Genomic DNA, 10,441 nt, shown 5'->3' on the forward strand with positions numbered 1-10,441 from the left:
CAAAACGTGATTCAAGGTTTCCAATTTAAGGTTATCAGAACCGGTAACCGTATTCAAATAATTTGCTCATATTATTTCATAATCTTTTCTCTTGAATATCTCTTCAATCCCAATGATAATATCTTTAGCAATGAAAGAAATAGAAAGCGACGTGAATACAGTGAGAAATCTATCCATTTATACCTTATTCTATAAATCAATCTATTCCTTTAAGGATCTAGCAAAATTTCGTTTCCTTGATATTGGAAAAACAATCAAATACGTTTTTATACTAGCCATTATCTACTTTTTGCCCGCAATGATCAACCTATTACTGATCGATCGCGACTTTTCTCATCTAGCAACGAATTTCGACAAAGACAGTTTAGTGATTATTATTCCTATTTACCTTATTTTTACATATGTGCTCTACTCTGGATTGCTCTTTATAAAAATATCCATTCTAGCTGGGATTGCTCTTTTATTCGCAAAAGTGAGTCATCGTAAATTGCCTTATCGAAACGCTTGGCGATTGACAGCATTTAGTATCACCCTCCCTACCGTCCTATTTGCCCTCTTACCATTGGCAAGAATCGACATTCCACTTGGGATTATATATGATGTCGCCCTCTCTATCATTTATATCCTATTTGCTATTATCAAAACGCCTCGTTCGAAAAAATAATCATAATTTTACTCTTTCTATCATAAGCTGAATTAAGATGATAGAAAGGGTTATGTTCAATGAAAAAAATAATTGCTGTATTCGCTAGCCTTATTATTTTATATAGTGTTTATCATGATTTAACAGTGGGGGTACTTCCTGCTATTTCAGCCAACTCAACTATACAAGAAGATACGTCTATCCCTAAGGAAAAAGCAGAAGAGATGTTTACAGAAACCATACAGCCTGGTGATACTGTGCTATCTATATTAGAAACACATCAACAAGGAGCCTTACCTGTAGCCATCGAACAAATTGTGACTGATTTTGAACAATTAAATAATGGTGTCAAACCTGAACAAATTCAAATCGGGAAAACGTATACATTTCCAATCTATTCAGAAGTAACGGATTAAATCTGGGTAGAATGTTGTCAAATAGCCCAAAAGATTGCTACAATAGAATAGTAAGAGATTTTAAAAAGAATGTTTTAAAAAAGACATTACGTTTATTTCATTTTTCTGATGTAAAAAGGAGAGAAGAACCCTTGGGTGAAATCATACATCGTACAAAAACACGTCCCATCAAAGTGGGGAATTTAACGATTGGTGGCGCTGACCAAGTTATTATCCAAAGTATGACGACAACGAAAACTCATGATGTCGAGGCAACTGTAGCTGAAATTACTCGTTTAGAAGAAGCAGGCTGCCAAATTGTGCGCGTCGCTTGTCCTGATGAGCGAGCAGCAAACGCGATTTCTGAAATCAAAAAAAGAATTAATATTCCACTTGTTGTGGATATTCATTTTGATTATCGTCTTGCCTTGATTGCTATCGAGGGTGGTGCCGATAAGATTCGGATTAACCCTGGGAATATTGGCAAACGAGAAAGAGTTGAAGCAGTAGTGAAAGCAGCCAAGGCAAAAGGGATTCCAATTCGTATTGGTGTGAATGCCGGAAGTCTTGAAAGAAATATTCTAAAGAAATACGGATACCCTACTGCTGATGGAATGGTTGAAAGTGCCCTTCATCATATTAAAATTCTGGAAGACCTAGATTTCCATGATATTATTGTCTCTATGAAGGCTTCTGATGTAAATTTAGCCATTGAGGCATACGAAAAAGCCGCTAAAGCATTTGATTATCCCTTACATCTGGGAATCACAGAAAGTGGAACATTATTTGCTGGAACAGTCAAAAGTGCCGCTGGTCTCGGAGCGATTCTAAGCAAGGGAATCGGAAACACATTGAGAGTTTCTCTAAGTGCCGATCCTGTTGAAGAAGTTAAGGTAGCGAGAGAATTATTAAAATCTTTTGGCCTGATTGCGAATGCAGCCACATTAGTTTCTTGTCCAACTTGTGGAAGAATCGAAATCGACCTTATCAAAATCGCAAATGAGGTTGAGGAGTATTTGCAAACCATTAAGGCCCCTATTAAAGTCTCTGTATTAGGATGTGCTGTAAATGGTCCTGGTGAAGCAAGAGAAGCAGATATTGGCATCGCTGGTGCACGTGGCGAGGGATTACTCTTTAAAAAAGGAAAAACCGTAAGAAAGGTCCCTGAAGCCACAATGGTCGATGAATTAAAAAAGGAAATCGATAAAATGGCTGAGGATTACTATAAAAAACAAGAAGAAGAAAAACAAAAGAACTCCGCTAATATAGAGGTGAAAGAGGGTGTCTAATGACAGCCTCTTTCTTAACACAACAAGAAGTATTATCAGTGGAAGGAGATTTTATGAAGAAAAGATTTGGTATCGATATTGATGGAACAGTTACATGCCCAACATCGCTTATTCCACATATCAACAAGGCGTTTCAAATAAATATTACATTGGATGATTTAACAGAGTATGAGCTAACTGATTGTTTGGATTTACCGGAAGAGGCTGTTTCTGACTGGTATATCAACACAGAATCAGAAATTTGTGCACAGTCCCCCTTAGCAGACGGTGCAAAATCTATATTAAATGATTGGTTTTTCGAGTATGAATTATATTTTATAAGTGCTCGGAGTAATAGAGTGATGGATATAACGAAGACATGGTTTCTTGACAAAGAAATTGATTTTCACCATATTGAATTAATTGGTTCACATAACAAAGTAGGCACAGCTCGTAAATATGACATTGATCTATTTTTCGAAGACAAACATGATAATGCCGTCGCAATCTCAAACGAACTAGACATCCCTGTCATCCTATTTGATACACCATATAATCGCAAACCGATCCCCAAAAAAGTAATTCGAGTGCACAATTGGCAAGAAGCAAAAGATTGGGTCGATCAATGGATTGGGGCCTGTCCCCCAACGCGTTAAATCATTAACGTGATGGGGGTCAGGCCCCGTTACGTACAATTTGGGCATTTGCCGTAGATTTCAAATTTATGGTCCGCTACTTCAAATCCGTTCAAGTCTTCTGTGACAAAATCCATTGGGCAGGCTTCAATTGCTTTTGTCCGACCGCATTGCAGACAGATAAAATGATGATGGTGGTCGTGATTTGCACAGGTAAAGCGGAAATGTTTTTCTCCACTTAATTCTGTTGATTCTAGAATTTCTAATTCATCAAACAAGGAAAGATTTCGGTAAATAGTATCGAAGCTGAGTTGCGGAAAATCTCCCTGCATCTCCAATAATACCTCTCTCGCTGTTAGATATTTATTATGACTAGCAAAAATGTTCAGCATTTGCTCCCGTTTGTCCGTTATTTTATACCCTTTATTTTTCAACATGTCAATTGCTTCTGTTACATTCATGCTTTTTCACCTCTTAAATTCCATAATACACCTTTTGTTCGCAGACGTTTTAACAGAATAGTGATAAGTAAAATAAAAATAGATAAAACAACAATCGTTCCACCAGGTGCCAAATCCAGATAATAAGCGCTGGTTAAGCCGCCTATAACAGAAATTTCGCCGAATAGAATAGATAGCCAGATAGTTTGCTTAAAACCTCTAGCAATTCGCATACTTGCAGCAACCGGTAGTGTCATCAGTGCGGAAACAAGTAAAATTCCCACGATTCGCATCGAAGCCGCAATCACTAGTGCTGTCATCAGCATAAAAAGGAAATGAAGAAATTTAGCTGGTATCCCCGCTACTTTTGCATGTTCTTCATCAAAAGATAATAAAAACCACTCTTTATAGAGCAGAATGATAATCAATCCTACGAAAAAGGCAATTCCTAAAATAAGGTATAAATCCATTCTTGAAACGGCACTAACACTTCCAAATAAATAACTAAATAAATCTGTGTTAAACCCATCTGCCATCGAAATAAAAATAACGCTAACACCAATTCCACCCGACATAATGATAGGAATGGCCAGTTCCTGATAATGCTTATAAACTAATCGCAACCGTTCAATCAAAAGCGAACCAACGACGGAAAAGCCGACTCCTAAATAAAGAGGATTCATTCCCGCAAACGGCGGAAATGCTTTACTAAAATATAAACTTGTCGCAATTCCTGCTAATGTCACGTGACTCAATGCATCCGCGATTAAGGATAATCTTCTCACAACAATAAATGTGCCTAATAACGGAGCAATGAAACCAATTAACAAACCCGTTATAAATGTATTACGCAAAAACTCATATTGCAAGATGGCCTCAATCATATTTTCGCACCTTCTTGCTCATAATCATGATCGTGGAGTATAGCGTGCACATCATGATTATATACTGCAGACAAATCATCTGAATTAAATTTTTCAAATTCTCCTACATCGCCATGAAAATGCAATATCTTATTTAAACAAGCAACATGTGTCACTTTATCCGTCATTGTCCCAATATCATGTGTAACTAAAATTAAGGTAATTCCTTGTTCTTGATTTAATTGTACCAGCATATCATAGAAAGATCGAACATTTCTTTCATCAACGCCGACCGTCGGCTCATCCAAAATAAGAATATCAGGCTTTGAAACTAATGATCTAGCGATAAAGACACGCTGTTGTTGTCCACCTGATAGCTCTCCTATATTTCGTCGAACGAAATCCCCCATACCAACAGCGTCAATGGTCTCCATGATCAATTTTCTATGTTGGTCCTTTAAAACGCGAAATAATCCTAGCTTTCCAGTTAACCCACTTGCCACAACTTCAAACACAGTCGCTGGGAATCCACTATTAAAAGAATTCGCTTTTTGTGATACAAAACCAATTCGATTCCAATCTTTAAATTTTGCTATTGATTCATGAAAAAGCGATATTTCTCCAGTTTGAGGCTTAATCAAGCCCAGAATTAATTTTAATAAAGTCGATTTTCCAGATCCATTTGGACCAACTAATCCTAAAAAGTCCCCTTTATGAACAGATAAATTGATCTGCTCTAATACCCATTCACGTTCATAACGAAAGCTTACATCTTTTATATCAATCACTGACTTCGTCATTTATTTCATCCTTCATTCAATAAGAATCATTACGATTTATTATAGCAGTATACCATATTTCTATTTAATTTGTAAATAGTAGTTCTTCAGAGAGTGAACCTTGATTTGGATAGAAAGACTATGTTCACACCGCTTTGCAACGTAAACCAGTTATCCCACAAGCAAAATATATTATAGTTTCTTAAGCGTTTTTAAAAACAGGCACAAATATCTTGATAAAGCATACATATTTATGGGGAGTGATGATCTTGAAGTTGATTAAAAATATGGTTAATTTAAAGGTTAACATGATTACGGCTGAAGAATTACTAAAATACGCAAAACAATTTAATTTTGAGGTTTCGAGGGATGAAGCGGAAAAAGTTGCTGCATACTTAAGAGGAAAAAACTTAGATATTTTCGATGACCGAACTCGCTCACAAATCATACGCGAAATAGCCAAAATCGCCGGACCTAAAACGGCAAAAGAATTAAACAAATTATTTATCCAGTTTACAAGTTGAGAAGCAAATGTTCTGAGACAAAGAAAGGCGTTCTTTGCCTTTCATTGGCTCAGGTTATTATGCAGAACATCGGCTAAGTTCGCGCCGCCGATGAACTCGCTCCTGTGAACCGATGGCGCCTGGAGCTAGACACCAACTGCAAGGTAAGCTACTTATCCAAAAAGCTACAATTTCATAATTTCCTAAACCAGAACAAAACAGCAGGTGCTCATCCAAACTTTTTTATTATGGGGACATTTCTCTGTTTTAGAGATGTCCCCCCTCTTTATTCTTTACTGAGACATGATATCTTCCAATAGCTGCTCATTAAACTTGCCTTTTTTTAACATATCGATTTCATATTTATAAGGAGGCTTTTTATTCTTCTTATCTTCCCCAACATACGGTGTTTCTAATATTTTCGGAATATCTGTAAATTGCGGATGGTTAATAATATAATGTAGTGCAGGAAAGCCAATATGGCCAAGACCAATATTTTGATGGCGGTCTTTTCGGGCACCGCGTTCGTTTTTGCTATCATTAATATGCAATACTTTTATGCGATCTATTCCAATAGTACGATCGAATTCATCCAGTACTCCATCGAAATCTTGGACAATGTCATAACCCGCATCGTGAGTATGGCAAGTATCAAAACAAACTGATAGTTTATCATTTAAGTGGACGCCATCGAAAATTTTCGCCAGTTCCTCGAAAGAACGGCCACATTCAGAACCTTTTCCAGCCATTGTTTCAAGAGCAATTTGGACATTCTGATCAGCTGTTAGGACCTCATTTAACCCTTCAATGATCTTTTGAATTCCTTTTTCTGCTCCTTCTCCCACATGGGCGCCTGGATGTAACACAATTTGTTTAGCTCCAATTGCTTCTGTTCTTTCGATTTCGGACCGGAGAAAATTAACACCTAATTCAAATGTTTCAGGTTTAACGCTATTACCAATATTGATAATATAAGGGGTATGGACGATAATTTCATCTATTCCATTCTCTCTCATATGGGCTTGTCCCGCTTCAATGTTTAATTCTTCAATCTTTTTTCTTCTTGTATTTTGCGGAGCTCCTGTATAAATCATAAATGTATTAGCTCCATAAGATACGGCTTCTTCGCTTGACGCCAGCAACATTTTCTTGCCACTCATCGATACATGTGAACCAATTTTCAACATACCCACTCCCCCTTATTTCTTACGATTTTTTACTTTTTGCTCACGCTTCATAATCTGTTCTCTTTGTTTTTGCATCTTCTTCTTATAACCAGGCTTTACTTGTTTAGGTTTTCTTACAAGCTGCTTGGCTTTGAGTTCTTCCTCGGAAACTGACTTCAGACGCTTCTTTCTGCGATTTCGGTCTGTACTCTCTACCCAGTCGCCATGTTCAAAATCTAAATAGGTAAATGAAACCCCCATTTTTTCCAATTTAACCAAGGCATCATCATCACTAGGCTGATAAAGGGTAACCGCGATTCCCTTATTCCCTGCTCTTGCCGTTCTCCCAGCACGATGAATATAAAAATCAAGGTCCTTTGGCAATTCGTAATTAATAATATGACTTATACCTTGGATATCGATTCCTCTTGCCGCTAGATCTGTTGCAACAATATATTGAAAATCAAGCTGACGAATCTGCTTCATCATCCTTTTACGTTCACGGGGGCTGATATCACCATGAAGTCTCCCAACCTTTAAGCCTCTCTCAATCAATTGATCTGCAACAATGTCAGCCATTTGTTTTGTATTAACAAAAACAATTGCTAAGTACGGATTATACGATTGAAGCATGTCATGGATTAGTTCAACTTTTTCACGACTTTTTAATGGTACTAAAATATGTTCAATGTTTTCAGCCCCAATACTCTCGGGATTCACCTGTTCATATTTCGGATTTTCCATGTATTTCTTTAAAAAAGGTTTTATTTTTTCTGGAATTGTTGCAGAGAACACAAGCATTTGCAATTCATCCGGCATTCTAGCAGCTACCTGATCCACATCATGTAAAAAACCCATATCAAGCATAAGATCTGCTTCGTCTACGACAAGCGTATTTGCTTTATGAATAAAAAGTGCTTGTTCCCTGATCAAGTCATGAATGCGGCCTGGGGTTCCCACAATAATATGCGGCTGCTCTTTCAATCTGCCAACATCTCGCTGTTTGTCTGTACCCCCTATGAAACGCTTGGCCGTAATCGACTTGTCTTCATCATATTGTAAAACATTTAAAATCTCTTGATATATTTGATCAGCTAATTCTCTCGTTGGCACTGTAATAACAGCTTGAACATGTTTCTGTTCTGGTCTTATCGACTGTATAATCGGCAAGAGATAAGCATGCGTTTTCCCTGTACCTGTTTGGGATTGTCCAATCGCACTATGCCCCTGTAAAATCAGAGGGATCATTTTTTGCTGAATTTCAGTCGGTTGACGAAATCCCATTTCTTCAATGGCACGAACAATAAATGGTTGCAGCTTAAATTGTTTAAAATCGTTCATTTTTTCACTTCCTATAAGTAGGATCATCTCAAATATCTAATTATATACGAATTAGCATAGATTCACAAATATTGACCTTTCGGGGACTATTCTTCCTTTGTCCGAATAAATCACAACAAAGGCACGGCGATTATCCAAACTTTTCTTGGTCGTTTGCATAAATTAGCTATAGGAAGGGAGGTTATGTAATTGGCATTACGTAATCCAGGCCCAATGCCTCCACAAAGAATGGCATGGCCAGCACGCAATATGGGGCAATCAGGGATGTTTGGTCCAGGTGGTCCTCGAGGAATGCAGCCTTTCGGACAGCAACCTGGTCTACCTGCAAACAGAGGACTATTAGCAAAATTATTCTCAAGACAGGCTGCACCTGAAGCTGCAAATATGTTTGCAAGGTCCGCAGGCACAGAGACATCTTTGCTTCAGGGGCTTACGAATCCGCAAACAATTGGTAATTTCTTAGGGAAAACACAGAATGTATTAAATACAGCGCAGCAAATCGGACCACTTATACAGCAATATGGACCCATGGTAAAAAATCTTCCAGCCATGTGGCGGATCTATCAAGGGTTAACATCTTCAGAGAATAATGATGCTAAGGAACCCACTACGGAGGAACAATCGCTAGACGATGCCTTAGAACCAAAAACGGATGCATCGACTACGGAAACGAAGAAGAAAACAGAAACAGTTGCTCGTCAGAAAGAGCGAGAGATGGGAGTATCCGTACCAAAATTATATATTCCATCATAATAACGTTTTAAGGATGATTAAGGTTGAACACGCACCCTCAAACAGTAACGTCCTGTCGCTTCGTTGGCACTCATGCATCCTGTATGTCGAAACGTTGTTTTGACTAACATCCTATTGGCCTCCTGCGTTTGGCTTTTTTATCGATCTCCTTTATAATAGGTAAGGAGTTCAATAGATTACAGGCTAAAGCCTCTTGTCAGGAGGATTTAAATGAAAGTTATTAAGATTACCCCACGGGGTTACTGTTACGGTGTGGTAGATGCCATGGTTATCGCGCGAAATGCTTCTTTGGATAAAACCTTACCACGTCCCATCTACATTTTAGGGATGATTGTTCATAATAAACATGTCACTGATGCATTTGAAGAAGACGGAATTATCACTTTAGACGGGCCGAATCGAAAGGAAATCTTAGAAAAGGTTGATCAGGGTACTGTTATTTTCACCGCTCATGGGGTCTCCCCTGAAGTTCGTGAACTAGCAAAACAAAAAGGACTGACAACAATTGATGCCACCTGTCCGGATGTAACAGTCACCCATGACTTAATAAAAGAAAAAGAAAAAGAAGGTTATAACGTCATTTATATTGGTAAAAAAGGGCATCCTGAGCCTGAAGGTGCTGTTGGAGTCGCCCCCGATATCGTCCATCTGGTTGAGAGTTTGGATGATGTAGAAACACTAGACATTCAAAATGAAAAAATTATTGTCACAAATCAAACGACAATGAGTCAATGGGATGTCCAAACGATTATGGAAAAAGTACGAGATAAATATCCACATGTCGAGCAACATAAAGAAATTTGCCTTGCCACCCAAGTCAGACAAGAAGCAGTTGCCGATCAAGCAGGGGAAGCGGACGTACTTATTGTAGTTGGTGATCCAATGAGCAATAATTCAAATCGTTTAGCCCAGGTATCAAAGGAAATCGCCGGTACTGCCGCCTATCGAATAGCAGATGTATCGGAAATTCAAATTGAATGGATTTTAAAGGCAAAAACAGTAGCAATTACGGCTGGAGCGTCCACTCCGACGCCAATTGTCCGCGAGGTATTAAAGTTTTTAGAACAATTCGATCCCGCCGATCAAGCAACATGGGATCGCGAACACAAAGTACCTCTAAATAAAATCTTACCAAGAATTACAAAAACTTCACTTACTACCAGGTGACAAGAAAAGCGGAAGGCGCCCGCCTATCGGCGACAAGCAAATGTTCTGAGACAAAGAAAGGCGTTCTTTGCCTTTCATTGTCTCAGGTTATTTGACCTCGAGCCGATGGCGCCTGGAGCTAGACACCAACCGAAAGGTAAACAGTTATCCACAAGCCAAGAATTTTATAATTTCCCACTAGCGTTGCATAAAAAAGCGATAATAAAGTCAAGTGATTTGTTTTCTACGAGAGACGATATATAACTGAATATTCAGTTATATATCGTCTCTTTGCAAAAAAAAAAGGAGAATGGGAATTAAGGGTAGTCCTTCATCCATTTTTTTAGAATTTTATATTAAATAACCCAATATCATAATAGAAAATGTAGTATTAAAATCCGAACCATGTTGATTTCCGCTCCAGTCGGACGCTTTCCGCGGGCTTGGCTTCAGTCTCCTCGCCGCTATCGCGCCTGTGGGGCCTTCCGCTCAAGCTATTCCCGCAGGAG

At 38.3% G+C, this 10,441-nt stretch carries 12 protein-coding genes; 7 read left to right on the forward strand and 5 right to left on the reverse strand.

Annotated features, from left to right (window positions below; all coding sequences use genetic code 11):
• The first annotated feature begins 130 nt into the window (after positions 1-130).
• From KI375_RS20005 to KI375_RS20020, 4 genes are all read left to right on the forward strand, one after another.
• The gene (locus KI375_RS20005; protein ID WP_212975197.1) at positions 131-664 is read left to right on the forward strand and encodes a DUF1189 family protein; all 534 of its coding nucleotides are present in this window, start codon (positions 131-133) and stop codon (positions 662-664) included.
• Between the two features lie 59 nt (positions 665-723).
• Positions 724-1,059 carry a hypothetical protein gene (locus tag KI375_RS20010; RefSeq protein ID WP_212975198.1) on the forward strand — a complete coding sequence of 112 codons (336 nt, stop codon included), beginning with the start codon at positions 724-726 and terminating at the stop codon, positions 1,057-1,059.
• Positions 1,060-1,190: 131 nt separating this feature from the next.
• On the forward strand, positions 1,191-2,327 hold the full coding sequence (ispG, locus tag KI375_RS20015) for a flavodoxin-dependent (E)-4-hydroxy-3-methylbut-2-enyl-diphosphate synthase (protein ID WP_212975199.1): 1,137 nt from the start codon (positions 1,191-1,193) through the stop codon (positions 2,325-2,327).
• Positions 2,327-2,962 carry a 5' nucleotidase, NT5C type gene (locus KI375_RS20020; RefSeq protein ID WP_244852860.1) on the forward strand — a complete coding sequence of 212 codons (636 nt, stop codon included), beginning with the start codon at positions 2,327-2,329 and terminating at the stop codon, positions 2,960-2,962. Before ispG ends, KI375_RS20020 begins: the two co-directional genes overlap by 1 nt.
• Positions 2,963-2,991: 29 nt before the next feature.
• Here KI375_RS20020 and KI375_RS20025 read toward each other — a convergent pair whose 3' ends face one another.
• From KI375_RS20025 to KI375_RS20035, 3 genes are read right to left on the reverse strand one after another with little or no spacing between them, the layout of a single operon-like run.
• On the reverse strand, positions 2,992-3,402 hold the full coding sequence (locus KI375_RS20025; RefSeq protein WP_212975200.1) for a Fur family transcriptional regulator: 411 nt from the start codon (positions 3,400-3,402) through the stop codon (positions 2,992-2,994).
• Entirely contained in the window at positions 3,399-4,265 is an 867-nt protein-coding gene (locus tag KI375_RS20030) for a metal ABC transporter permease (RefSeq protein WP_212975201.1), read from the reverse strand. The genes KI375_RS20025 and KI375_RS20030 overlap by 4 nt, the downstream gene beginning before the upstream one ends.
• Positions 4,262-5,044 (reverse strand): metal ABC transporter ATP-binding protein, encoded by a 783-nt coding sequence (locus tag KI375_RS20035; RefSeq protein WP_212975202.1) that lies wholly within the window; start codon positions 5,042-5,044, stop codon positions 4,262-4,264. The genes KI375_RS20030 and KI375_RS20035 overlap by 4 nt, the downstream gene beginning before the upstream one ends.
• Before the next feature lie 242 nt (positions 5,045-5,286).
• Between KI375_RS20035 and KI375_RS20040 the strand changes: the two genes are divergently transcribed.
• Positions 5,287-5,547, forward strand: coding sequence for a DUF2624 domain-containing protein (locus KI375_RS20040; RefSeq protein ID WP_374706881.1), 261 nt, complete (start codon positions 5,287-5,289; stop codon positions 5,545-5,547).
• 272 nt (positions 5,548-5,819) lie between these two features.
• Here KI375_RS20040 and KI375_RS20045 read toward each other — a convergent pair whose 3' ends face one another.
• Together KI375_RS20045 and KI375_RS20050 are read right to left on the reverse strand one after the other, a co-directional pair.
• Positions 5,820-6,713, reverse strand: a complete 894-nt coding sequence (locus KI375_RS20045) for a deoxyribonuclease IV (RefSeq protein ID WP_212975203.1) — start codon at positions 6,711-6,713, stop codon at positions 5,820-5,822.
• Between the two features lie 12 nt (positions 6,714-6,725).
• The gene (locus KI375_RS20050) at positions 6,726-8,033 is read right to left on the reverse strand and encodes a DEAD/DEAH box helicase (RefSeq protein WP_212975204.1); all 1,308 of its coding nucleotides are present in this window, start codon (positions 8,031-8,033) and stop codon (positions 6,726-6,728) included.
• A 189-nt stretch (positions 8,034-8,222) separates the two neighbouring features.
• Here KI375_RS20050 and KI375_RS20055 point away from each other — a divergent pair, with 189 nt between their 5' ends.
• Positions 8,223-8,786: a YqfQ family protein gene (locus KI375_RS20055; RefSeq protein ID WP_244852862.1), complete on the forward strand. Its 564-nt coding sequence runs from the start codon at positions 8,223-8,225 to the stop codon at positions 8,784-8,786.
• 210 nt (positions 8,787-8,996) lie between these two features.
• On the forward strand, positions 8,997-9,953 hold the full coding sequence (locus KI375_RS20060) for a 4-hydroxy-3-methylbut-2-enyl diphosphate reductase (protein WP_212975205.1): 957 nt from the start codon (positions 8,997-8,999) through the stop codon (positions 9,951-9,953).
• The last annotated feature ends 488 nt before the right edge of the window (positions 9,954-10,441 follow it).

Origin of the sequence: Bacillus sp. J14TS2 (assembly GCF_018333015.1) — a bacterium.
In the GTDB taxonomy this organism is placed as follows: domain Bacteria; phylum Bacillota; class Bacilli; order Bacillales; family Bacillaceae_C; genus Lederbergia.

Excerpts from the sequence above, each read along its gene's own strand:
- KI375_RS20005 (WP_212975197.1), top strand. The coding sequence starts at position 131 with ATGAAAGAAATAGAAAGCGACGTGAATACAGTGAGAAATCTATCCATT.
- KI375_RS20010 (WP_212975198.1), top strand. The coding sequence starts at position 724 with ATGAAAAAAATAATTGCTGTATTCGCTAGCCTTATTATTTTATATAGT.
- KI375_RS20020 (WP_244852860.1), top strand. The coding sequence starts at position 2,327 with ATGACAGCCTCTTTCTTAACACAACAAGAAGTATTATCAGTGGAAGGA.
- KI375_RS20025 (WP_212975200.1), bottom strand. The coding sequence starts at position 3,402 with ATGAATGTAACAGAAGCAATTGACATGTTGAAAAATAAAGGGTATAAA.
- KI375_RS20030 (WP_212975201.1), bottom strand. The coding sequence starts at position 4,265 with ATGATTGAGGCCATCTTGCAATATGAGTTTTTGCGTAATACATTTATA.
- KI375_RS20035 (WP_212975202.1), bottom strand. The coding sequence starts at position 5,044 with ATGACGAAGTCAGTGATTGATATAAAAGATGTAAGCTTTCGTTATGAA.
- KI375_RS20040 (WP_374706881.1), top strand. The coding sequence starts at position 5,287 with ATGATCTTGAAGTTGATTAAAAATATGGTTAATTTAAAGGTTAACATG.
- KI375_RS20045 (WP_212975203.1), bottom strand. The coding sequence starts at position 6,713 with ATGTTGAAAATTGGTTCACATGTATCGATGAGTGGCAAGAAAATGTTG.
- KI375_RS20050 (WP_212975204.1), bottom strand. The coding sequence starts at position 8,033 with ATGAACGATTTTAAACAATTTAAGCTGCAACCATTTATTGTTCGTGCC.
- KI375_RS20060 (WP_212975205.1), top strand. The coding sequence starts at position 8,997 with ATGAAAGTTATTAAGATTACCCCACGGGGTTACTGTTACGGTGTGGTA.